Annotated in this window: 17 protein-coding genes; 13 read left to right on the forward strand and 4 right to left on the reverse strand. The window is 65.3% G+C overall.

Annotation, left to right across the window (positions count from 1 at the left end):
* Window positions 1-588 precede the first annotated feature (588 nt).
* On the reverse strand, window positions 589-2715 hold the full coding sequence (locus HY57_RS08885) for a M13 family metallopeptidase (protein ID WP_019465335.1): 2127 nt from the start codon (window positions 2713-2715) through the stop codon (window positions 589-591).
* 731 nt (window positions 2716-3446) lie between these two features.
* Here HY57_RS08885 and HY57_RS08890 point away from each other — a divergent pair.
* The 3 genes from HY57_RS08890 to HY57_RS08900 all read left to right on the forward strand — a co-directional run bounded on the left by HY57_RS08890 (window position 3447) and on the right by HY57_RS08900 (window position 8850).
* Window positions 3447-5108 carry a phospholipase C gene (locus HY57_RS08890; RefSeq protein ID WP_081500652.1) on the forward strand — a complete coding sequence of 554 codons (1662 nt, stop codon included), beginning with the start codon at window positions 3447-3449 and terminating at the stop codon, window positions 5106-5108.
* 69 nt (window positions 5109-5177) lie between these two features.
* Window positions 5178-6794, forward strand: coding sequence for a multicopper oxidase family protein (locus HY57_RS08895; RefSeq protein ID WP_235186637.1), 1617 nt, complete (start codon window positions 5178-5180; stop codon window positions 6792-6794).
* 415 nt (window positions 6795-7209) lie between these two features.
* Entirely contained in the window at window positions 7210-8850 is a 1641-nt protein-coding gene (locus tag HY57_RS08900; protein WP_026033942.1) for a phospholipase C, read from the forward strand.
* A gap of 65 nt (window positions 8851-8915) precedes the next feature.
* On the opposite strand, the gene HY57_RS08905 is transcribed toward HY57_RS08900, so the two are convergent.
* Complete coding sequence (locus tag HY57_RS08905) at window positions 8916-9590, reverse strand: DUF502 domain-containing protein (RefSeq protein ID WP_019465331.1); 675 nt, start codon at window positions 9588-9590, stop codon at window positions 8916-8918.
* Window positions 9591-9708: 118 nt separating this feature from the next.
* A complete protein-coding gene (locus tag HY57_RS08910; protein WP_019465330.1) occupies window positions 9709-10197 on the reverse strand; it encodes a DUF4442 domain-containing protein in 489 nt (162 codons plus the stop codon).
* 193 nt (window positions 10198-10390) lie between these two features.
* On the opposite strand from HY57_RS08910, the gene HY57_RS08915 reads away from it, so the two are divergent.
* On the forward strand, window positions 10391-12343 hold the full coding sequence (locus HY57_RS08915; RefSeq protein WP_038579558.1) for a S9 family peptidase: 1953 nt from the start codon (window positions 10391-10393) through the stop codon (window positions 12341-12343).
* A 212-nt stretch (window positions 12344-12555) separates the two neighbouring features.
* Window positions 12556-14532, forward strand: coding sequence for an alpha/beta hydrolase family protein (locus tag HY57_RS08920; protein ID WP_026033941.1), 1977 nt, complete (start codon window positions 12556-12558; stop codon window positions 14530-14532).
* Between the two features lie 92 nt (window positions 14533-14624).
* Here the strand turns inward: HY57_RS08920 and trxA are convergent, their stop codons facing one another.
* Window positions 14625-15485, reverse strand: a complete 861-nt coding sequence (trxA, locus tag HY57_RS08925) for a thioredoxin (protein WP_019465327.1) — start codon at window positions 15483-15485, stop codon at window positions 14625-14627.
* Between the two features lie 141 nt (window positions 15486-15626).
* Between trxA and HY57_RS08930 the strand changes: the two genes are divergently transcribed.
* From HY57_RS08930 to nadD, 8 genes are all read left to right on the forward strand, one after another.
* On the forward strand, window positions 15627-16268 hold the full coding sequence (locus tag HY57_RS08930) for a paraquat-inducible protein A (RefSeq protein WP_019465326.1): 642 nt from the start codon (window positions 15627-15629) through the stop codon (window positions 16266-16268).
* Window positions 16265-16897 (forward strand): paraquat-inducible protein A, encoded by a 633-nt coding sequence (locus tag HY57_RS08935; protein ID WP_019465325.1) that lies wholly within the window; start codon window positions 16265-16267, stop codon window positions 16895-16897. The genes HY57_RS08930 and HY57_RS08935 overlap by 4 nt, the downstream gene beginning before the upstream one ends.
* A complete protein-coding gene (locus HY57_RS08940; RefSeq protein WP_019465324.1) occupies window positions 16890-18569 on the forward strand; it encodes an intermembrane transport protein PqiB in 1680 nt (559 codons plus the stop codon). Before HY57_RS08935 ends, HY57_RS08940 begins: the two co-directional genes overlap by 8 nt.
* Window positions 18566-19180, forward strand: coding sequence for a PqiC family protein (locus HY57_RS08945; protein WP_019465323.1), 615 nt, complete (start codon window positions 18566-18568; stop codon window positions 19178-19180). Before HY57_RS08940 ends, HY57_RS08945 begins: the two co-directional genes overlap by 4 nt.
* Before the next feature lie 224 nt (window positions 19181-19404).
* On the forward strand, window positions 19405-22164 hold the full coding sequence (gene leuS / locus HY57_RS08950; RefSeq protein ID WP_019465322.1) for a leucine--tRNA ligase: 2760 nt from the start codon (window positions 19405-19407) through the stop codon (window positions 22162-22164).
* 5 nt (window positions 22165-22169) lie between these two features.
* On the forward strand, window positions 22170-22730 hold the full coding sequence (gene lptE / locus HY57_RS08955; protein WP_019465321.1) for an LPS assembly lipoprotein LptE: 561 nt from the start codon (window positions 22170-22172) through the stop codon (window positions 22728-22730).
* Window positions 22731-22745: 15 nt separating this feature from the next.
* Entirely contained in the window at window positions 22746-23756 is a 1011-nt protein-coding gene (gene holA, locus HY57_RS08960; protein WP_019465320.1) for a DNA polymerase III subunit delta, read from the forward strand.
* Window positions 23753-24397, forward strand: a complete 645-nt coding sequence (gene nadD, locus HY57_RS08965) for a nicotinate-nucleotide adenylyltransferase (RefSeq protein ID WP_019465319.1) — start codon at window positions 23753-23755, stop codon at window positions 24395-24397. The genes holA and nadD overlap by 4 nt, the downstream gene beginning before the upstream one ends.
* Window positions 24398-24605: the final 208 nt, after the last annotated feature.

Here is a 24605-nt window from a genome sequence, read left to right on the forward strand (position 1 = left end):
CGGTATCGCCGTAGCTCTGCGGTCGCGCACCAGTGCGCTCCTACAAGGGGTATAGGCAGCGCGCGCGGGGAGCTCGTTTGTGGGAGCGCACCCTGTGCGCGACAGCCGCACGCTGCGGTATCGCCGTGGCTCTGCGGTCGCGCACCAGTGCGCTCCTACCAGGGGTATAGGCAGCGCGCGGGGTACTCGTCTGTGGGAGCGCACCCTGTGCGCGACAGCCGCACGTTGTGGTATCGCCTTAGCTCTGCGGTCGCGCACAAGTGCGCTCCTACAAGGGACAAGGGCAGCGCGCGGGGTGCTCGTCTGTGGGAGCGCACCCTGTGCGCGACAGTCGCACGTTGCGGTATCGCCGTGGTTCTGCGGTCGCGCACCAGTGCGCTCCTACAAGGGATATAGGCAGCGTATGGTTGTTCGTTGTAGGAGCGCACTTGTGCGCGACCGCAACGCCCCGCCGATCCAGCTCCGTGCGTCTGTCGCGCACAAGGTGCGCTCCCACAAAATAGGCAGGGCAGGGCGGGTACCAAAGAAAAAGGGCGCTGCCGATGCAGCGCCCTTTGTCCTTGCAGACGTCCAAACGTCAGCGAAGCATTACCAGATCTTCACCTGCTTGTCGCCCGAACGCACCATGGTGTCGCCCGGCTTGCACTGGAACGCGGTGGCGAAGGACTCCATGTTCGACGGGGCGCCGACGGCGCGCAGCGAAGCCGGTGCATGCGGGTCGGTGTTGAGCGACAGCAGCGCCTGCTTCTCACGCACGCTGCCGCGCCACACGCGGGCCCAGTTCATGAAGAAACGCTGGTCTTCGGTGTAACCGTCGATCTTCTCGCCGGCTTCCTGCGGGTTCTTCTTCAGCGCTTCCTGCAGGGCGTCGTACGCCACGTTCAGGCCGCCCAGGTCGGCGATGTTCTCGCCCAGGGTCAGCTTGCCGTTGACGTGTGCATCCGGCTTGTCCTTGATCGGGGCGTAGTCGTTGAACTGAGCCACCAGGCGGTCGGTACGCTGGTCGAACTTCTCGCGATCTTCCTTCGTCCACCAGTTGGCGTTGTTGCCTTCGCCGTCGAACTGGCTGCCTTCGTCGTCGAAGCCGTGGCTGGCTTCGTGGCCGATCACGGCGCCGATGCCGCCGTAGTTGATGGCGTCGTCGCCGTTGGCGTAGAAGAACGGCGGCTGCAGTATCGCGGCCGGGAAGTTGATCGTGTTGTCGGTCGGGTTGTAGTACGCGTTGACCGTCTGCGGGGTCATGCCCCATTCCTTGCGGTCGGTCGGCTTGCCGATCTTGTTCAGGTCGTACTGGTAGTTGAACTTGGCGGCAGCCATCACGTCGCCGTAGTAGTCGCCCTGCTTGATGTCCAGGCCATCCCAGCTACGCCACTTGTCCGGATAGCCGATCTTGGGCAGGAAGGTGTTCCACTTGGCGATGGCCTTTTCCTTGGTGGCGTCGCTCATCCAGTCGAGGTTCTGGATGCGCACCTTCAGCGCGTTGCGCACGTTGTCCACCAGCACCTGCGCACGCTCCTTGGCTTCCGGCGTGAACACCTTGGCCACGTACAGCTGGCCCAGTGCCTCGCCCATCGACTCGTTCACGCCGCCGAGCACGCGCTTCCAGCGCGGCTTCTGTTCCGGCTGGCCGGACAGGGTCTTGCCGTAGAAGTCGAAGCGGTTGTCCTGGAAGGCCTTGCTGAGCAGCGGCGAGGCGTCGTCGATGGTGTGGAAGCGCAGGTAGGCCTGCCACTGGTCCACCGGCGCGCTGGCGAGCAGCTTGTCGAACTCGGCGAAGAACTTCGGCTGCGACAGCGAGAAGCCCTTGTCGACGGTCACGCCCTGAGCCTTGAAGAAGTCTTCCCAGCTGAAGTGCGGGGTGATCTTGTCGGCTTCCTTGAGGGTGACGAAGTGGTACTGGTTCTCCGGCGCGCGCAGTTCCACCGGCGCCAGCGAGGCCTTGGCCAGCTCGGTTTCGAACGCCAGCACCTGATCGGCCTGCTTCTTCGCATCAGCCTCGGACACGCCGGTCAGCTCGAGCGTCTTGGCGATGTGGGCCACGTAGGCGTCGCGAATGTCCTTGTACTTCGCGTCGGAGTAGTAGTCCTTGGTCGGCAGGCCCAGGCCGGCCTGCTGGGTGAAGCCGATCTGCATCTTGGCGTCCTTGAAGTCGGCGCCGGAGCCGAACTGGAACACCTGCATGTCACCCGTGGTGAAATTCTGGGTCAGGTAGCCGGCGACGTCCTTGCCGGACTTCAGCGCGGCGATGGCGTCGAGCTTGGGCTTGATCGGGTCGAAGCCCGCCTTCTCGATGGCGGCCTCGTCCATGCCCGAGGCGTACAGGTAGCCGATCTTCTGCTCGATGGAACCCGCCTGCGCGCTGGCGGCGCCCTTGGCGGCGGCATCGACGATGTCGTGCTGGGTGTTCAGGCTGTTCTCGGCCAGCTTGTCAAAGGCGCCCCAGCGGGTGCGGTCGTTCGGGATCGGGTTGGCGGCGACCCACTTGCTGTTGACGAAACCGTTGAAGTCCTGGCACGCCTGGATGTTGCTGTCCAGTTCGCTGATGTCGAACACGCTCTTGGGCGCGGCGGCTGCGGTGGCGGCGGTGCTGGCGGCGGCCGGTGCGGTGCTGCTGGCGGCCGGGGCCTTCTCGGCCTCCTCGTGCTTGCCGCAGGCGCTGAGCGACAGGGCAAGGCTCACGGCGAGCGCAATGGGCTTCATATACGGTTTGGTCATGGAATTCCCTCTGTGGATTCGTTGGCCGCGCGGGGCGGCCAAGGGTGGTAGCGATCGCTTAGGGTCCCTGGCGCTACCCGGCATCGCATGGATGACTTTTCAGGCTAGGCCGCAAGTCACGGTCAAGACAGTGTCAAAGGTCAGGGGGCCGGCCCGCAACCAGGGTAGCCGGGCGCGGAAGACGGGGCGGGGCCAGGGTGTCGCCGCCGCGCCAGGCTGGCGCCATTCTCTGGTGTGGATGGTTGCCGGAAAGTGGCAGGGGAGCCTGGGAGGGCAGAGGGCGTCCGTTGGCTGTCCGTCGGGGTGGCGGGCCGCCGCCGGCGGTGACGATAACGGCAGGGATGCAGCTCATCGCGCGTGCAGCCCACCGTTTCCCGCGGGACGACGCCACGCCGGGCGCAAGCCTCATGGATCGGTCGGCACGGCACCAAGTCTTCCTTGAACCATCTATAGCGGGCCATGCATCCCCGGCGGCCAACATCACTTCGCGCTCAGGCGCGGGTGCATCAAGAAAGGAAGGCAGCATCGCCTGTCGTTTCGATGATGCTCGCGGGTCTGTTCGATGGGCTTCTGGCATCGGCGTTGATCGTCATCTTGCGATGACCGTCGCGTATCGCGAATCGCAGGAAAATACGGTGGTGGTTGTTATTCACCTGTCACCTTGCCTGCCTATCGTTTGCGGCCTCCGCGCTTGAGGGGAAGCGCATCACCGCGACCGTAGGGGATCATCCATGCGAAACAAACTCGCAGCTTGTCTTGCCGCGTGTGTTCTGAGTGCTTCCGCCATTTCCCTCGCCCAGATTCCTGTTCACGCTGAAGAAGCCCAAGGCTACGGCTGGCGCCATGGGGACGTCCATACGTCCACGCCGATCAAGCATCTGGTGGTGATCTTCCAGGAGAACGTCTCCTTCGATCACTACTTCGGCACCTACCCGAACGCCGCCAATGCGCCGGGCGAGCCGGCGTTCTACGCGCGTCCGTTCACCCCCAAGGTCAATGGTCTCACCACGGCCCTGCTGGCCAACAACCCGAACAAGAACAACAGCGCCAACGGCACGGGTGCGATCAATCCGTTCCGCCTGTCGCGCGCGCAGTCCGCCACGGCCGACCAGGATCACGACTACGGTCCGGAACAGCAGGCGTTCGACGGCGGCGCGATGGATCTGTTCCCCGCCTTCACCGGTTCGGGCGAAACCCTGCCGGGCGCTCCCGCCGATGAAAACGGCAACGGCCAGGTGATGGGCTACTACGACGGCAACACCGTCACCGCGCTGTGGAACTACGCACAGCGGTTCGCCATGAGCGACAACAGCTACAACACCACGTTTGGCCCGTCCACGCCGGGCGCGATCAACCTCATCTCCGGCCAGACCAACGGCGTCACGCAGACCCTCAACGGCACGGCGAACGAAATCGCCGACGGCCAGGGCGGCCTCACCCTGGTCAGCGATGCCGACCCGATCGGCGACGTGTGCTCGTCGCCCACCGGCAACCAGGTGCAGCTGGGCGGCAAGAACGTGGGCGACTTGCTGAACCAGGCGAACATCACGTGGGGTTTCTTCGAGGGCGGCTTCGACCTGACCCAGGTGAATGCCAACGGCACCACCGGCTGCAAGCGCAGCACGACATCCGCCGTGACGCAGGTGAAGAAAGCTGACTACATTCCGCATCACCAGCCGTTCCAGTACTACGTGTCCACCGCCAACCCGACGCATGTGCGCCCGACGTCGACGGCCTTGATCGGCCACCAGGGTGACGCGGCGAACCACCAGTACGACCTCAATGATTTCTACGCCGCCGTGGAAGCGGGCAACTTCCCGGCCGTGAGCTTCCTGAAGGCCTCGGGCTACCAGGACGGCCACGCCGGCTATTCCGATCCGCTGGACGAACAGCAGTTCATTGTGCACGTGATCAACTTCCTGCAGCAGCAGCCGGATTGGCGCGACACGGCCGTGGTGATCGCGTATGACGACTCCGACGGCTGGTATGACCACCAGGCCGCGCCGCGCGTGAACGCATCGGCCACCACCGAAGACGCGCTGGACGGCACGGGCGTGTGCAACGCACGCGGCACGCTGCCGGGCGTGAACAGCAACGGCCAGCCGGTGCAGGGGCGCTGCGGTTACGGTCCGCGCCTGCCGCTGCTGGTGATCTCGCCGTGGGCCCGCAGCAACCATGTGGATCACACGCTGACCGACCAGTCGTCCATCACGCGCTTCATTGAAGACAACTGGCTGCACGGTGAGCGTATCGGCGGCGGTTCGTTCGACGCCATGGCCGGTTCGCTGGATCACCTGTTCGACTTCTTTCAGCCGTTCCCGCAGCATCGCAAGCTGATCCTGGACGAGCAGACCGGCCAGCCGGTGAAGCACGTCCACTCGCCGCGCGGCTGATCTGAGCGCATGCTCTGACGCCCCGGACATGCGTCCGGGGCGTTTCCTTTTTTACGGAGGTGGTGAACCGTGCATCCCCCGCGTCGACGTTTTCTCCAGGGCATGGGGCTCGTGGCGGGCGCCGGTGCCCTGCGTGCGCTGGGCACGCCCATGCACATGCCCATGCCTATGCCGGCCCGCAAAGGCGACAGCCTGTGCAAGCACGCCGTGGCCGATCAGTCCGAGGTGCCCCGGTTGCTCGACCCGTCGCGCCTCACCCCGTTCGTCGACCCCCTGCCGGTGCCGGACGTGCTGCGACCCAAGGCGGGAGTCGCCTTGCGTATCGCCATGCGCGAGAGCACGCAGCGCCTGCATCGCGATCTGCCGCCGACGCGGCTATGGACCTACGGCAACACCATGCCCGGCCCGACCATCGAGGCACGTAGCGGCGAGGCCGTGCAGGTGGAATGGGCTAACAGCCTGCCGTCACGCCACTTCCTGCCAATCGACCACCATGTCTGCGGCGCCGAAGCGGACAAGCCCGAGGTGCGTGGCGTGGTGCATGTGCACGGCGCGCGCGTGCCGGCGGCGGATGATGGCTATCCCATGGATTGGCTCGTTCCGGGGCAGGCACGCCGACAGACCTATCCCAACCGGCAAGACGCCGCGACGCTGTGGTACCACGACCACACCATGGGCATCGAGCGGCTGAATCTGTACGCCGGGCTATTTGGCATGTATCTGCTGCGTGACGAGCACGAGCTGTCGCTTGGCCTGCCGCATGGCGACCACGAACTGCCACTGGTGCTTACCGATCGCCTGCTCACCGAAGACGGCCAGCTCTATTACCCCGTTTCCGGTGTGAGCGACTCGCCGTGGGTGCCCGAGGTGTTCGGCAATGTCATGCTGGTCAATGGCACACTGATGCCGCGGCTCGACGTGCAGCCACGCCGCTATCGTTTCCGTGTGTTGAACGCCGCCAACGGCCGGTTCTTCCGGCTGAGCCTGCATGGACAGAAGCCCTTCATGCAGATCGGCAGCGACCAGGGCCTGCTCGCTGCGCCGGTGCGGCAGGTCAACCTGTTCCTTGCGCCGGGCGAGCGGGCGGATCTGGTCATCGACTTCGCAGACATGGGTGGCACCGCCATCGAGTTGATGAGCGATGCGTTGCCGCTGATGCAGTTCAAGGTGGCAGCGGGGCAGGTGGATGACACCAGTCGCGTGCCAGCCGTGCTGCGCGATGTGCCGCGCGTGGCGGAAACAAGCGCGACCCACACGCGCGTGCTCACTATTGACGAATACGCCGATTGCGTTGCGGAACCCATGCTGATGCTGCTGGACGGCAAGCACTGGCATGACCCGGTGAGCGAGAAGCCCAGGCTCGGCAGCACTGAGATCTGGAGCTTCCTCAACCTCACCAGCGACACGCACCCGATCCACCTGCACCTGGTGCGCTTCCAGATTCTTGATCGACGCCCGTTCGACACGGACCAATACCTGGCATCGAAGACGATCCGCTACACCGGGCCGGCGCAGCCGCCAGCCCCGCATGAAGCGGGCTGGAAAGACACCGCGCAGGTGTATCCCGGCATGGTGACGCGCTACATCATCACCTTCGAGGGTTACACCGGGCGCTATGTATGGCATTGCCACCTGCTGGAGCACGCATCGAACGAGATGATGCGGCCGTTCGAAGTGGTGGCCTGAGGCAAGAGCCAGTCGCGCACAGGGTGCGCTCCCACCGAAGTACCGATGCGCTGTGGGAGCGCACCCTGTGCGCGACAAGCCTAGCCTCGGTCCACGGGCGAGCCATGCTTCACGGCAATCCGCACTCAACCGTAGCGCCCATTCCTGCACGGGCACGCATGATGCGGTCATCGCGAACACAAGCAGCCCCTCACGATGCGAAGGAGCGCATGTCGAATGTCGCTATGGTGTTCGCTGGATTTATCGATGCGCTTTTATCATCCGCATGGGCTGCGTTTCTGCGATGAGGTTCTCATGCGGACATCGGAGAGCGGCGTAGCATTGATGATGTTGTTCGTTCGTCATGTTGCATGACTATTGTCCGGGCCTTTCTCGCTCGAGGAGAGGCGCGTCACCGCGACCGTAGGAGCTTCCCATGCGAAGAGAACTGGCCATTTGCTTCGCCGCATGCGCAGTCAGCGCTTTCGCGGTTTCCCTGGCTCGGCTTCCGGTGCATGCCGCGGAAGCCAGCAGCTACGGATGGACTAGCCAAGCCGTCTATACGTCCACGCCGATCAAGCATCTGGTGGTGATCTTCCAGGAGAACGTCTCCTTCGATCATTACTTCGGTACTTATCCGTCGGCCGTGAATGGGCCTGGCGAGCCGACCTTTTACGCGCGCCCGTTCACGCCCAAGATCAACGGCCTGACCACGGCTTTGCTCACCAATAATCCGAACAAGAACAATACGGGCAACGGCACGGCTGCGATCAACCCGTTCCGGCTGTCGCGCGCGCAGGCGGCCACGGCCGACCAGGATCATGCCTACGGCCCGGAGCAGCACGCGTTCGATAATGGCGCCATGGACCTGTTCCCCCGCTACACCGGCATCGGCGAAACCTTGCCTGGCGCGCCCGCCAGTGAGGATGGCAAGGGACAGGTGATGGGTTACTTCGATGGCAACACCGTCACCGCGCTATGGAACTACGCGCAGTTGTTCGCGATGAGCGACAACAGCTACGGCTCCACCTTCGGCCCGTCCACCGTGGGCGCGATCAACCTCGCGTCGGGCCAGACCAATGGCGTCACGCAGACGCTCAATGGTACGGCCGACGAAATCGCCGACGGTGAGGGCGGCCTTACCCTGATCGCCGATGCCGACCCGATCGGCGACGTGTGTTCCGCGCCCACCGGCAACCAGGCCAGGCTCGGCGGCAAGAACATCGGCGACCTGCTTAATGGCGCAAACATCACTTGGGGCTTCTTCGCGGGCGGCTTCGACCTGAGCCTGGTCAACGCCAACGGCACCACCGGCTGCGCGCGCACCACGACATCCCCCGTGACCAAGGTGAGGAAGGCCGACTACATTCCGCACCACGAACCGTTCCAGTACTACGCGTCCACCGCCAACCCGACGCATCTGCGCCCGACCTCGGTGGCGATGATCGGGCACCAGGGCGATGCGGCGAACCACCAGTACGACCTCAACGATTTCTACGCCGCCGTCCAGGCCGGCAATTTTCCGTCCGTGAGCTTTCTCAAGGCGCCGGGCTACCAGGACGGCCACGCCGGGTACTCCGATCCGCTGGACGAGCAGCAGTTCATCGTGCACGTGATGAACTTCCTGCAGCAGCGGCCGGAGTGGAGCAGCACCGCCGTGGTGATCGCCTATGACGACTCCGACGGCTGGTACGACCATCAGTATTCCCCGCGCGTCAATGCATCGACCTCGCCGGACGATGCGCTGAATGGCGCGGATGTGTGCGGCAGCGGCAGCCCGTTGCCGGGCGTGCACAGCAACGGCAAGCCGGTGCAGGGACGTTGCGGTTACGGCCCGCGCCTGCCGCTGCTGGTGATCTCGCCGTGGGTGCTAAGCAACAGCGTGGACCACACCGTGACCGACCAGACGTCGATCATCCGCTTCGTCGAAGACAACTGGTTGAACGGCGAACGCCTGGGCGGTGGTTCGTTCGACGCCGTGGCGGGTTCGCTGAACCATCTGTTCGATTTCTTGCTGCCGGTTCCCAACACCGGCACGCTGATCCTGGACGAACAGACCGGCGAGCCGGTGAAATAACGGCGCTAACTGCTGGCGTCGCGCCGTTGTTGTCTCTGGGGCCGGAAGCAGGAGGCTGCAAGGCTTTATTCGGCGTCCTGAGGGGCGGCGCGCAGAGCGGCGGGCGGTGCGGGCAAGGTATCGGGCGCGACTGCGCCGCCGGAAATGATGAAGGCCATGGCCTGGTCCATGGTCCAGTCGGTGGGCGTCAGCTCGTCCACCGGCACCACCTCGAGGTAGCCGCCCGTGGGGTTGGGCGTGGTGGGAATATAGACGGCCGCCATCTCGCGGCCGGTGCCTTCTTCGGTCATCACCCGCGTGACAAAGCCAACGACCTTCATGCCACGGCGCGGGAAGTCGATCAGCACCACGCGCTGCACGCCGGAGGGCTTCTGCTGCAGCACGGCCATCAGTTTCTTGGTGCCGCCGTAAATCGTCTGCACCAGCGGAATGCGTGCGAGCAGGGCGTCGAAACCATCAATCAGCCGCTGGCCGATCACGCGGTTGGCCAGCCAGCCCAGCACGTACAGCACGCCCAGCGTGAGCAGCAGCGCCACCACAAAGGTGATCCACGCGTTGTTGAGCACCATGCCGGCCCAGGGCGTGGCCGAAGACAGCGTGGTGAGCAGCGCAGAGGCCAGCGGCGTGCCGATGCCAGCGAGCATGCTGAGCACGAACTTGAACACCACCCATGTCACCCATAGCGGAATGAACGTGAGCAGGCCGGTGAACAGGTAACGCTTGATGCGCAGACGCTTCATGGCAGGGAGCCGGAGGAGGGGACACGGCATTGTCCCACGGGACTCGCGTTCTTCGTAGGCGACATGTCGTCTGCGTCGTCCCCTGGCGGGCTGTCCAAGCCTTGGGTGATGGCAGCGCTCAGGCGGTTTGCGCTTCTTCCTGGCGCACGGGTTCCACGCGTGCCTTGGGCTTCAGTCGCACATACAACTGCTTGCGCACACGAGCGACGACGTCACCGCTGCGCGTCACCACATCCACGTCGAACCAGCGCAGCACTTTTTCGCCATCGGCAGCGGCGGCGCGCAGCTCATCGACCACCGAGGGCGCCAGCTTGAAGTGGGCGTAGACGTCTTCGCGGCCCGGTGCGACGAAGTCGATGGCGCCGGCCTTGTCCCACACGAAGTAGTCATTGCCCAGCTGGTGCATGGCCAGCAGCATCCAGAACGGATCGGTCATCGCGAACAGGTTGCCGCCAAATTGCGTGCGCACGTAGTTGCGGTTCCAGGGGCGCAGGCGCAACGCCACGCGCAGCTCCGACCAGTCGTCGGACACGTACTGGACGTGGATGCTGTTGAACAGGAACGGCGGCCACAGGTTCATCAGGCGGCGGAAGGTGGAGGCGCGCATGGGCAGGGCGGGTTGGGGGCGGGAGGCCCACTATACCTAAAACATACGCTCACGTATGGTGCGGTTGCCCGTGCGCTGGTGGCGTCGCAGGAAAACACCCCGCAGCCAGATACCACCCTGCACGGCCGCAGGATTCCGTGCCTATACTCCCTGCCGACGACGGCGCGAGGGGCGCCGCGGCACAGGGGAAACCATGAGACAGAGCATTCGGTGCGCAGCCTTCTGCGTGCTCAGCGTATTGTCGTACCCGTTGTTTGCGTCAGGCGTGACGTTCGAGGATCTTGCGCGGCACCTTGAGTTCAGCGAGGTGAAGCTATCGCCCGACGGTCGCCATATCGCCGCCACCACGGTGGTCAAGGACAAGCCCTTGCTTGCGCTGCTCGATCTGGACACCAAGAAGGGTGCCATGGTCACGCCGCGCGAGGGCAATCAGATCATCCACTTCTGGTGGGCTGGCGATAATCGAGTGATCTATACCGAGGGGACGAAAGTATCCGGCTGGGATCGTCCCTTCAGCACCGGCGAGATTTTCGCCACCAATGCCGACGGCACCAATCCCAAGCTTCTGTTCGGTTATCACGCAGGGACACGTGCCCATGGGGAGGTTGTCAGCACGCTGCGCAACGATCCCAGGCATATCCTCATTTCCGTATCGCCGTGGGATACCGGTGCCGAAGGCGCCTTCAGCGACCTCAACCTGCTCGACGTCAATGATGGGTCCATGCGCCCCGTGGGCAAGGCGCCGCTCCGTAGCGCCATTTTCGCCGCGGACAACCATGGAGTGGCGCGCTTCGCGGAAGGCTATGACAGCCATGCCTATCCGGTGGTGTATTACCGCGAGGGCGAGGGCAAGCCGTGGACCTTGCTGTTCCAGGGAACGACCGAACGGTCCGTGCCGTGGGCCATGGATTTCAATCGCGACGACAGCAAGGTGTACATGTCGTGCCAGGCGGCAGGCAAAGTCGAAGCGTTGTGCCTATGGGACGTGGCCACCCAGACGATGGGGGAGCCGGTATGGAGCAGCGCCACCGTCGAGATGAGGCGGCTCATCTATTCCCTCGATGGCATGGACGCGGTGGGCGTCTACTCCGATCCGGGGGCACCGACCGCCGAAGCATTCGTTGCCGGCTCGGATGCCATGAAGGTGATCGGCTTGTTGTCGCGCTCGATGCCTGGCGAAAGCATCCGCATCGTGTCGAGCTCGCGTGATGGCAGCAAGGCCATCGTGCTGGCTTTCTCGTCCATGGACCCGGGCACGTTCTATCTGTGGGACAACACCACAGGCAAGGCGACCGCGCTATTGCAGCGCGCAAGCTGGATCAAGCCCAGCCAGATGGCCGCCATGCAGCCGATTGAATTCAAGGCGCGCGACGGACTCACCATCCACGGCTACCTCAGCATGCCGCCGGGGAAGGAAGAGGCCAAGCATCTGCCTCTGGTGATGTTTATCCATGGTGGCCCCTTCGGCATTCGCGACTACTGGGAGTACGACCCCACCGTGCAGGCCCTGGCCACGCACGGCTATGCCGTGCTGCAGGTGAACTATCGCGGCTCGGGTGGCTACGGAGACAGGTTCATGCACGCCGGCTACAACGAATGGGGCGGAAAGATGCAGGATGACGTCACCGATGCCACGCAGTGGGCGATCGAGCAGGGCATTACCTCGCCAGGGCACGTCTGCATCTTTGGCGGCAGCTATGGCGGTTACGCGGCGCTCGAAGGCGTGATGAAGGAGCCTGATCTTTACCGTTGCGCGATTGGCTACGTCGGCGTGTACGACCTGCCCCTGATGCTCTCGCGGGGTGATGGTTCGGAGAGCACCGTGGCCAGGAACTTCTGGCGCTCAAGACTGGGCAACGACGCGCAGGACCTGGCTGCCCGGTCACCCGTGAACCAGACGGAGCGTCTGAAGGCCTCCGTCATGCTCATCGCCGGTGGCAAGGACGAACGGGTGCCGCCGGTGCACGCCGATCACATGCGCGCCGCGCTCGACAAGCGCGGCGTGGCCTACGAGTGGCTCTACAAACCCGATGAAGGACACGGCTTCTACGACGAGAAGAACAACGCCGAGTTGTTCCAGCGCGTCACGCAGTTCCTTGATCGCCATATCGGTACCGGCGGTTCGGTGGCGGCGGGCTCCCCCTAAAGCAAGGCGCCTCGGGCATCACCCATGGGGTGATGCCCGAGGCAGGATTCCGCATGGCGGCGATGGGATGCGGTGCCGTTAGCGTGCTGCCCGCTGGGTGTCATGACGCGGGAAAGCGACGGCGATGGCTCCCTTCTTCATGATCGCAAGATCTTGCGTCATACTCCGCTCCGGTGGCGATGCACAGGGCACCGCCAACAGGGGGGGGGCTTATGAGGAAACTGCTTGGGCGCGCCGTGGGCTGCGCGCTTTATGTCTTGTCGGGTGCCGTCTGCGCCGCTGCCGTGCCACTGGCCGATCTGGCCCGTCACGTGCAGTACGACAACGTGAAAATTTCCAGCGACGGCCGCTATCTCGCCGCCACCGCGGTGGTCAAAGGCAAGCCGATGCTCGCCCTGGTCGACCTGACCAAGGGGACGGGCGTGATGATGAAGCCGCGCGAAGGCAACCAGGTCATCGACCTGTACTGGGCCAATGGCCATCGCGTGCTTTACACCGAGGGCACCAAGGTCTCGGGTTTCGACCGCCCTGTACCTACGGGCGAAATCTTCGCGGTGAATGGCGATGGCACCGGCTCGGAATTGTTGTTCGGCTATCGCGCGGGCGACACGGCGCGAAGCACTCACCTGAAGAAGCGCGAACCGGAGCGCGCCAGCGCCATGGTCATCGACACCCTGCGTGACGATGAGAACCACGTGCTGATCAGTGTGGTGCCGTGGGACAGCGGGGCGGATGGCGCCTTCAACGAGATCTTTGCCCTGGACGTGCGCGATGGCGGCAAGCGCAAGGTCGCCACGGCGCCGCTGCGCAGCGCCAGGTTCATCACGGACCATCATGGCGTCGTGCGGTTCGCGGCCGGCGTCGACAGCCAAGCCCATGGGCAGGTCTATTACCGGGAGGGCGAGGGTAAATCCTGGCGCCTGCTGTTCCAGGGCTCGGCTGAGAACAACGTGCCCGTCCCGCTGGCGTTCAACCGCGACGACAGCCGTGTCTACATGGCCTGCGATGTCCCCGGCAAGGCCGGTGCGCTATGCCCCTGGGACGTCGCCACCCAGCTCATGCAGCCGCCGGTGTGGACCAACGCGACCGCCGATATAAGCGGCCTGGTACGCAGCCTGGATCGCCAGGACATCGAGGGCGTGCAGTCCATGCCGGGCACGCCCACCACCGAGGGTATCGTGGCCGGCTCGGACGCGATGAAGGTGATCAGCAGCTTGTCCCAGGCGCTTCCCGGCCGCAGCGTGGAGATCGTGTCGAGCACGGACGACGGCAGCAAAGTCGTGGCGCTCGCATCGTCGGACCTGGACCCGGGCACGTTCTATCTGTGGGATGCCGCGACAGGCAAGGCGTCGCAACTGCTGCAGCGTGCGCCCTGGGTCAAGCCCGAACAGATGGCGTCCAAGCGGCCGGTGGCGTTCAAGGCCCGCGATGGCATGTCCCTGCACGGCTACCTCAGCATGCCGCCAGGGGCGGAGGAATCGAAGCACCTGCCGACGGTGATCTATGTCCACGGCGGGCCGTTCGGTGTTCGCGACGACTGGGAGTTCGACCCCTACGTGCAGATGCTTGCGACGCGCGGCTATGCCGTGTTGCAGGTGAACTACCGCGGCTCGGGCGGCTATGGGCGTGCCTTCGAGGAGGCCGGATACCGCGAGTGGGGTGGCAAGATGCAGGACGATGTGACGGATGCGACCCATTGGGCCATCCAGCAGGGCATCGCCGCACCCGACCGCATCTGCATCTTTGGCGGCAGTTATGGCGGGTATGCCGCGCTGGAAGGTGCGATCAAGGAACCGGATCTGTATCGCTGCGCCATCGGCTACGTGGGCGTTTACGACCTGCCGATGATGTTCACTGACGGTGATATTTCCGACCGTCGCGCCGGCATGAGTTATCTGCGCACGACGCTGGGCACCGACCAGGCCGAGTTGGCCGGGCGCTCTCCGCTCAATCAGCTGGACAGGCTCAAGGCCCGCGTGATGCTGATCGTGGGTGGCGAAGACGAGCGCGTGCCACCGGTACAGGGGCAAAACCTGCACGCCGCGCTGCAGAAGCGCGGCGTTGCGCACGAATGGCTGTACAAGTCAGGGGAGGCGCACGGCTTCTACGTCGAAGAGAACATCACCGAGCTGTTCGAGCAGGTGACGCAATTCCTTGATCGCAGCCTGCAAGGTGCCGCGGCACCCTGAGTCTGCTGAGGGATGTGATTCCGGCGGATGCCGGAATGACGCGACACCAAGCGTGGTCGCCGGGAGCAAGGGTTGCTCCCGGCGGAGAAGCGTCAGAACACCAGCGAGGCCATGCGCCGACGGTAGCGGCCCACCAGTTCGGCATCGTCCAGCGTGGTAAAGGCGGCCAGCAGGCGCTTCCTGGCCTGGCCGTCATTCCATTCACGCGCTTTTTCCAGGATGGCGAGGAACTGATCCAGGCCACCGGCGGCGTCGCCTTCCAGCAACAGGCGCACGCCAAGCAGGTCACGGGCGGCCCAGTCGCCGGCGTCGGCCTGCACGCGCTGCTGCAGTTCCGGCAGCGAGGGGGCGCCCGCCAGCGCGCGGGCCAGGTCGAGCTGGCTGCGCAGGCGCACGGCGCGCGCATCGGTGGCGAGGTTGGCAGGCAGCGTGGTCAGTTCGGCTTCGGCCGCTTCGGCGTGGCCGGCGCGCATCAGTGCCAGCGCAAGGTCCAGCTTCAGCTCCGGCTGGTCGGGCTCGGCGGCAATGGCCTGCTGCAGGCGGTTGATGGCTTCTTCGGGCGATTCCGGCACGGCGTCGGCGTCGTTGGCGGCGCCGTCCGCCGGCTGCACGTGGCGCTGCAGGAACTCACGCAGCTGGCCCTCGGGCAGGGCGCCCGCGAAGCCATCGACGATCTGTCCATCCTTCACCAGCATCACCGTGGGGACGCTGCGGATGCCGAACATGGCCGCCAGTTGCTGGGACTTGTCCACGTCCACCTTGGCCAGCCGGAAGGCACCGTTGAACTCGCCGGCGAGCTTTTCCAGCATGGGGCCCAGGGTTTTGCACGGACCGCACCAGGTCGCCCAGAAATCCACCAGGATGGGGGTGGTCAGCGAGGCCTGCAGCACCTCGGCTTCGAAATTGTCCTCGCGCACGTCGAAAACATGCGTATCGGCGGTCGTGGCACTCACTGGGAACTCCCGTTGACGAATGCCCTTCACATCAGGGCGTCAGCCAGCATATCAAGGTTGCATGGCCCGGGGCCGGTTTGCTGGACGGCGCCTGACCGATGCCCTATCGGCGCCGGCCCCGATATTTGCGAAAATCATCACATGACCATGCCATCGCAAGGCATCAAACCCGCCATCGCTCCACCCACGCTGTGGATCTGCGAGGACTGTGACACTGTCTACCGGCGTCGCACGCTGGCCCGTGGCGAAGTGGCGCGCTGCGTGCGCTGCGATGCCATTCTTGCGCGTCACCACAGCCTGAGCGTGAGCGGCATGCTGGCGCTGGTGATCACGGCGATGATCGCCTTCGTGCAGGCCAACGTCTGGCCCATCGTGACGCTGGGGCTCAACGGTCAGCTGATCAGCACCACGCTGTGGGGCTGCATCGTGATGATGTGGCGTGACAACGCGCAGGTGGTTTCGGTGATTGCCTCGCTGACGCTGTTCTTCTTTCCGATCATCAAGATGGCGCTGCTGTTCTGGGTGCTGCTGTATGCCCGGCGCGGACGCCGGGCGCCCGGATTCCGCCAGGTGATGGTGCTGCTGTACCGGATCGGTCCGTGGACCATGAGTGAGGTGTTCGTGCTCGGCTCGCTGGTGGCCGTGGTCAAGGCGCACATGTATTTCGACGTGCTGCCCAACCCGGGCATCTTCGCGTACGGCGTGCTGATGCTGATCATCACCGCGTTCTCCAGCATCGATGTGCGCCGCCTGTGGGACCTCACCGAGGAGGCACCGGCATGAGCGATGCAGGCAACCTGCCGCGCGCCGGCGACCTGGGCCTGATCGGCTGCCACGTGTGCCGGCTGGTGTGCCGCGACGTGGAGGCGGAAGATGCCGCCTGTCCCCGCTGCGGTTCGCCGTTGCACAAGCGCAAGTCGAACAGTTACATGCGGACCTGGGCGTTGCTGATCGCGGCGTTCATCTTCTACGTGCCCGCGAACGTGCTGCCGATCATGCGCACGGTGAGCCTGGGCGACGTGGACGACAACACCATCATGAGCGGCATCATCGAGCTGTGGGTCAAGGGCTCGCCCGACCTGGCCGTGATCGTCTTCACCGCAAGCATCATCGTGCCCATGCTGAAGTTCGTGGCCCTGGGCCTGCTGCTGGTCAGTTCGCAGCAGGGCAGCCGCTGGGCATTGCGGCAGCGGTCCAAGCTCTACCGGCTGGTGGAATTCATCGGCTACTGGTCGATGCTGGACGTGTTCGTGGTGGCGCTGCTCACGGCGCTGGTGCAGTTTGGTTTCTTCAGCCAGGTGGAGCCCCTGCCTGGTGTAGTGTTCTTCGGCCTCACCGTGGTGATTACCATGATCGCTTCGATGACGTTCGATCCGCGACTGATCTGGGATGGCAGGGACTTCGATGACTGACGACAAGAAAATCACCGGAGATCTGCCCGAGCCCGTGGTGCGAAAGCCCCGCATCAACGCTTCGCTGGTGTGGCTGGTGCCCGTGATCGCGGCCCTGGTGGGCCTGTCGCTGGTGATCCACGCCTGGTCCGCGGCCGGCCCCACCATCAGCATCAGCTTTCAGAGCGCCGAGGGCCTGGACCCGGGCAAGACGGTGGTGAAGTACAAGAACGTGGTGATCGGCAAGGTGAGCACCGTGCGCCTGAGCGAGGACCGCTCGCACGTGGTGGCCAAGGTGGCCCTGGAAAAGAGCGCCAGGAGCTTCGCCACGGCCGACTCGCGTTTCTGGGTGGTGCGTCCGCGCATCGGCCTGGGCGGTGTGTCGGGCATCGATACGCTGCTGTCCGGCGCGTTCATCGGCGCCGACGTGGGCCAGTCGCAGGAGCCCAAGGACGACTTCGTTGGCCTGGAAACGCCGCCCACGGTGACCCACGGCGCGCCGGGCAAGACCTTTGACCTGCATGCCGACGACCTCGGCTCGCTCGATATCGGCTCGCCCATTTATTTCCGCCGCATCCAGGTGGGCCGGGTGTCCTCCTACCATCTCAACGAGGACGGCAAGGGCGTCACGCTGCAGATCTTCATCGACGCGCCGAACGACAAGTACGTCACCACTTCGTCGCGCTTCTGGAACGCCAGTGGCGTGGATGTGTCCATCGGTGCGGACGGCCTGAAGGTGAACACGCAGTCGCTTGCCACGGTGCTTGCCGGCGGCGTGGCCTTCCAGGATCCGCCGGGTCCGCACGACGCCACGCAGGCGCAGGAAAACGACGCCTTCACCCTGTTCAACGACAAGGGCACCGCCATGGCCCCGCCGGATGGCGAGCCGCGCTATATCCGCATGCGCTTCAACCAGTCGCTGCGCGGGCTGGCGGTGGATGCGCCGGTGGAGTTCCTGGGCGTGCCGTTCGGCCGCGTGGTCTCCATCAACCTCGATTTCGACGAGAAGACGCAGACTTTCCCGACCATTGTCGGCGCGGTGGTGTATCCGGACCGCCTCGGCAAGGCGCATGACAAGCTGGTGGCGCTGGCCAAGGCGCGCGGCGACGACGAGCAGATGTCGCAGATGATGGGCCGCCTGGTGGAGCGTGGCCTGCGTGCACAGGCACGCAGCGGCAACCTGCTGACGGGCCAGCTCTATATCGCCATGGATTTCCTGCCCAAGGCCCCGAAGGTCGAGTTCGACGGCCGCTCCAAGCCGCTGGAAATCCCGACGGCACCGGGTGATTTCGACAAGATCCAGCAGCAGATCGCCGATATCGTCGGCAAGCTGCAGAAGGTGCCGTTCGACAGTATCGGCAACAACCTCAACGATACGCTGGCCGAGCTGCACAAGACGCTGCAGCAGGTCAACGGCAGCGTGCTGCCCGAGGTAAAGACCACCCTGCAGGGCGCGCAGAAGACGCTGGGCAACGCCAACAACGCCTTCGCGCCGGATTCGCCGCTGCAGCAGAACCTGGGCGGTAGCCTGCAGGAGCTGCAACGCGCCGCGCGTTCGCTGCGCGTGCTTACCGATTACCTGGGCGATCACCCGGACGCGCTGCTGCGCGGCCGTCGCGCCGACGACAAGCCGTTGCAGGCACCGCCGCCGCCTCCGCCGCAGGATGCACCGTCACAAGGGAGCAAGCCATGAACCGCTGGGGAACGCTGAACCTGGCCATCGCCACGCTGGCACTGGTATTGGGCGCCTGCGGTTCCGTGCCGCCCGTGCGCTACTACACCCTGGTGCCGCCGGCTGGCGGAGACGCGGCGGGGGCGCCTGGCGCCCGGTCGTTCCAGTTCGAACTGCTGCCGGTGACCGTGCCGGCCCAGGTCGACCAGCCGCAGATGGTGGTGCGCGAGGGCGGGCAGGGTGTGGCCATGCTGCAGGGCCAACGCTGGATTGCCCCGTTGGGTGACGAGGTGCGCGGCGCGCTGTCCGCCGACCTGACCCGGGATTTCCGCGCGCAGGACGTCACCGGGCTGCCTACAGGGGGCCAGTCCACCGTGCGCATCAAGCTCGACCTGCGCCGCTTCGACTCGGTGCCCGGCAGCTATGCCTATATCGACGCCGCCTGGAGCGTGCGCCCGCTGAAGGGCGGCGAGCCGCTGGCTTGCACCAGCCGCATCAGCGAAACGGTGGGCGAGGGGTATGACGCCCTTGTGCAGGGTCACCAGCAGGCGATCAAGCGGCTGGCCGGGCAGATTGGCGCCGTGGCCGGCACGGTCGCCGCCGGGCAGGCCGCCCGCTGCCCGGAGGGTTGAGATTCTCCACGCCCTTGGTGGGAGCGCACCCTGTGCGCGACGGCGGGGCCTCCGCTCCGTCGGCTTGTCGCGCACAGGGTGCGCTCCCACAAAAAAACCTTGTTCGACGCCGTTTTGCGTCCGTTTGGCGCTGAACGGACCCCAATTCTGCTAGTCTGCCGCGTTCCCAGCTGTCCACCGGAAAGGCCGGTGGCAGCCCGCAAAACTTACGGCGCCGGACACTCATGCAGGACATTCAGGAACAAGGCAACCAGGACCAGGCCAACGAGCACGGCTACCAGCCGCAGGCGGTGGAAACCGCCGCTCAGACTTACTGGCGCGACCAGCGCGCCTACGAGGTGAAGGAAGACGCCTCGCGGCCCAAGTTCTACTGCCTTTCCATGCTCCCGTATCCCTCGGGCGCCCTGCACATGGGCCACGTGCGCAACTACACCATCGGCGACGTGATCAGCCGCTACCAGCGCATGCAGGGCAAGAACGTGCTGCAGCCGATGGGCTGGGACGCGTTCGGCCTGCCTGCCGAAAACGCCGCGATCAAGAACAAGACCGCGCCGGCCAAGTGGACCTACCAGAACATCGAGCACATGCGCGGGCAGCTGCAGCGCATGGGTTTTGCGTACGACTGGACCCGCGAATTCGCGACTTGCCGCCCGGACTACTACCGCTGGGAACAGTTGATGTTCACGCGGTTGATGAAGAAGGGCATGGCCTACCGCAAGAACGCGGTGGTGAACTGGGATCCGGTGGACCAGACCGTGCTCGCCAACGAGCAGGTGGTCGACGGCCGCGGCTGGCGCTCCGGCGCACTCGTTGAAAAGCGCGAGATTCCGCAGTGGTTCCTCAAGATCACCGACTACGCGCAGGAACTGCTCGACGGCCTGGACACGCTGCCCGGCTGGCCGGACGCGGTGAAGACCATGCAGCGCAACTGGATCGGCCGCTCCGAGGGCCTGGAGATCCACTTCGCGGTGGAAGGCGAGAGCGAGCCGCTCACCGTCTTCACCACGCGCCCCGATACGCTGATGGGCGCCACTTTCGTATCCATCGCGGGTGAGCATCCGCTGGCCATCAAGGCTGCGCAGAACAACCCGAAGCTGGCTGCCTTCCTGGAAGAGCTCAAGCACGGCGGCGTGTCCGAAGCCGAGCTGGAGACGCAGGAGAAGCGCGGCATGGATACCGGCATCGAAGCCGTCCATCCGCTGACCGGCGAGAAGATCCCGGTGTTCGTCGCCAATTTCGTGCTGTGGGGCTATGGCACCGGCGCGGTGATGGCCGTGCCCGGCCACGACCAGCGCGACTGGGAGTTCGCCAAGAAATACAGCCTGCCGATCAAGATGGTGGTGGTGGATCGCGCCGTGCTCGACGCGGTGGCCGAGATCAACCACGACCTGTCCAAGGGCGTCGGTGCCGATCCCATTCGCGCCGCGCTGGGTGGCGGCAGTGTCGATGTTTACGAGGCATCGTCCGCCGTCGAAATGATCGAGGCCTTCGAACGCAGCATCCAGGAGGACAGCGCTTTCACCGAGCGCGGCTACCTGGTGAACTCGGGCGAATTCGACGGCATGGATTACAGCCAGGTCTTCGAAGCCATGGCCGCGCGCTTCGAGCGCGAGGGCACTGGCGTGCGCCGCGTGAACTGGCGCCTGCGCGACTGGGGCGTGAGCCGCCAGCGCTACTGGGGTTGCCCGATCCCGGTCATCTACTGCCCGACCTGCGACGCGGTGCCGGTGCCGGAAGACCAGCTGCCGGTGGTACTGCCTGAAGATGTCGCCTTCTCCGGCGTGCAGTCGCCGATCAAGGCCGACCCGGAGTGGCGCAGGACCACCTGCCCGCAGTGCGGTGGCCCGGCCGAGCGCGAAACCGACACCTTCGATACCTTCATGGAGTCGAGCTGGTACTACGCGCGCTACACCAGTCCGGGTGCCAACGATCAGGTCGATGGCCGCGCCAATTACTGGCTGCCGGTGGATCAGTACATCGGTGGCATCGAGCACGCCATCCTGCATCTGCTTTACTTCCGCTTCTATCACAAGCTGATGCGCGACGCGGGGCTGGTAAAGGCCGATGAGCCGGCCACCAACCTGCTGTGCCAGGGCATGGTGATCGCCGAGACGTTCTACCGCGACAACGCCGACGGCTCGAAGGACTGGATCAACCCGGCCGACGTGGAGATCGAGCGCGACGACAAGGCGCGCGTGATCGGTGCGCGTTCGAAGTCGGACGGCCAGCCGGTGAAGATCGGCGGCACCGAGAAGATGTCCAAGTCCAAGAACAACGGCATCGATCCCCAAGCCATGGTGGACAAGTACGGCGCCGACACGGTGCGCCTGTTCTCCATGTTCGCCGCGCCGCCGGAGCAGTCGCTGGAATGGAGCGAGGCTGGCGTGGAAGGCATGGCCCGCTTCCTGCGCCGCTTCTGGCGCGAGGTGACCACGCACGCGTCGCAGCCGGATCACCCGGTGGTCGATCCGTCCACGCTGGACGCTGGCCAGAAGACGCTGCGCCGCCAGGTGCACGAGACCATCCAGAAGGTCAGCGATGACCTGGGTCGCCGTCACTCCTTCAACACGGCCATCGCCGCGCTGATGGAACTGCTCAACGCACTGAACAAGTTCAACGACATGAGCGAGCAGGGCCGCGCCGTGCGCCACGAGGCGCTGGAGGCGATGGTGCTGCTGCTCAACCCGGTGGTGCCGCATGTCAGCCACGCGTTGTGGCAGGTGCTGGGCCACCCCGAATCGGTACTGGAAGACCAGCCGTGGCCGCAGGTGGACAGCGCCGCGCTGGTGCGCGACTCGCTGACGCTCGCGGTTCAGGTCAACGGCAAGTTGCGCGGTACCATCGAGGTCGCCGCCAACGCGTCGAAGGAAGAGGCCGAGGCGCTGGCGCTGGCGCAGCCGAACGTCGCGGCCTTCCTGGAAGGGCAAACCGTGCGCAAGGTGATCGTGGTGCCGGGCAAGATCGTCAACATCGTCGCAGGATGAAATCCATGAGCCGTGTGGTCAAAGCTTCGCTGCTGTTGATGTCCCTCCTTTCACTGGCAGCGTGCGGGTTCCATCTGCGCCAGAACGTCGCCTTGCCGCCGGCCATGCAGCGTGTGCACGTGGTGAGCGGCAACCTCAACATGCAGCGCGGGCTGGAACGCGCCCTGGCTGCCTCGGGTGTCACGGTGGAAGATCACGGCGGCGCCGATATCGCCGAATTCAATGTGCCAGTGGCGGCATTCACCACGGAAACCCTGTCGGTGAGCGGCGCCGCGCGAGTCACCGAATACACCGTGCGTTACCACGTGGAATTCGACGCGCACGATGGCACCGGCCAGCCGCTGGTGCCGCACCAGCGCATCGACATGCAGCGCAACTTCAGCTACGACGCGACCAATACCATTGGTACGCAGGCACAGGTGGATGCCATCCAGTCCGCGCTCAACGACGACATGGTGCAGGCCATCCTGTTCCGACTGCAGGCCGCTGGCCGGCATCCGGGGCAGACGGCTGCCGCCGCGGCTGCGCAGGACGTGCAGCCGGCCTCGTCCAGCAGCACGCACTGAGTCTTTCATCCGCCCATGCCGCTCAACGCCGCGCAATGGCAAAAATCACTGACGGCCGATCGCCTGCTGCCGGTGTACCTGCTGGCGGGTGAAGAGCTGCTGGTGCTGGAGGCGGCCGACGCCTTGCGCGCCCAGGCGCGCAAGCTGGGTTATGCCGAGCGCGAGGTGCTGGACGTCGGCAACCATTTCGACTGGGACGACCTTGCGCGCTCCGCCGCGGGCATGTCGCTGTTCGCCACGCGCCGTCTGCTGGACCTGCGCCTGCCGACGGGCCGCCCCGGTACTGAAGGCGCCAAGGCCATCAACGAGTTCTGCGCCAACCCGCCGCCGGACGTGACCTTGCTGATCACTGCGACCGAGTGGAGCAGCAAGCACGAAGGCGCCTGGACCAAGAACCTCGATGCCGCCGGCGCGCTGGTGGTATTCAATGCGCCGCGTCCGAACGAATGGGCGTCGTGGATCGGCGCGCGGCTGACGTCGCGTGGCCTGTCGGCCACGCCCGATGCGGCGGCCCTGCTGGCCGAACGTGTCGAGGGCAACCTGCTGGCTGCCGCGCAGGAGATCGACAAGCTGGTCGTGCTGCATGGCCAGGGCAAGATCGACGCGCAGGAGATGGAAAACCTCGTCGCCGACAGCGCGCGCTACGACGCTTTCAAGCTCACCGATGCGGCTTTCGCAGGTGAGGGCGGACGCGCGCTGCGCATCCTCGCCGGCCTGCATGCGGAGGGCGAGGAACTGATCGGGTTGATGGGCTGGCTGGTGAACCAGCTGCAGCTTGCGCTGCGCCTGGCCAATGCGCGCGACTTCGCCGCACAGGCCCGGGCGGAACGCCTGTGGCCCGCGCGCGAGCAGCTGTTCCGCAAGGCGCTGCGGCGCGCACCGCGCGAACACTGGCTGCAATGCCTGGCGCGTGCGGCGCGCATCGATCGCATGGCGAAAGGCCGCGAGCAGGGCGATGCATGGCTGGAGGCAGAGCGCCTGATCGCCGCCATTGCCGAACCACGGGCGGCCGGCGCGCTGGCATGAAGCCGCTGGCACTCTTCGGTGGCACCTTCGATCCGGTGCACCTGGGACATCTCAGCGTCGCCTGGGAGGCCTCCGAACTGCTCGACGCCGAAGTACGCTTGATGCCGGCCAACGTGCCGCCCCACCGCAACGCGCCCACCGCCACGCCTGCGCAGCGCGTGGCCATGTTGAACGCGGCATTGCAGGGACAGGGTCGCCTCACCCTGGACACACGCGAGCTGCGCAGGGAAGGGCCGTCCTACACCATCGACACCTTGCGCGAACTGCGTGGCGAGTTGGGCGACCGGCCGCTGATCCTGTTGCTGGGCGCGGATGCGTTTGCCGGTTTGCCGAGCTGGCAGAGCTGGCGCGAGCTGTTCGAGTACGCCCACATCGGCGTGCTCAGCCGTCCGGGCATCGACGCGGCGTGGTCGGTGGACCTTGCGCTGGAAATTCTGCCGCGCCGCGTAACCGACCCGAGGCTCCTGCACGAGCTGCCAGCGGGCAAGATGATCGAGCTGGCGGTGACGCCGCTGGAGATTTCCGCCACGCGTATTCGCGAGCTGTTGGCGGAGGGGCGTGATCCGCGTTATCTGCTGCCGTGCGGACTGTTTGACGACCCGTCCGTCCTCGCTCCCTACCGGGCAAAAGACAAGCGGTAAGAGCGCACTTGTGCGCGACCGCGGCCATGCAGATCGCGGCAAACCTTATCGTCGCGGTCGCGCACAAGTGCGCTCCTACGCCAGACCATGCGTTCCTGAAGTCATGGCCGCGTTCTTGTGGGAGCCCACCCTGTGGGTGACGGCGGCGCCACGGAGTACCCGTTTCATAGGCTTGTCGCGCATAGGGTGCGCTCCCACAGAAAAGCCC

The sequence above is a fragment of the Dyella japonica A8 genome (assembly GCF_000725385.1).
GTDB lineage: Bacteria > Pseudomonadota > Gammaproteobacteria > Xanthomonadales > Rhodanobacteraceae > Dyella > Dyella japonica_C.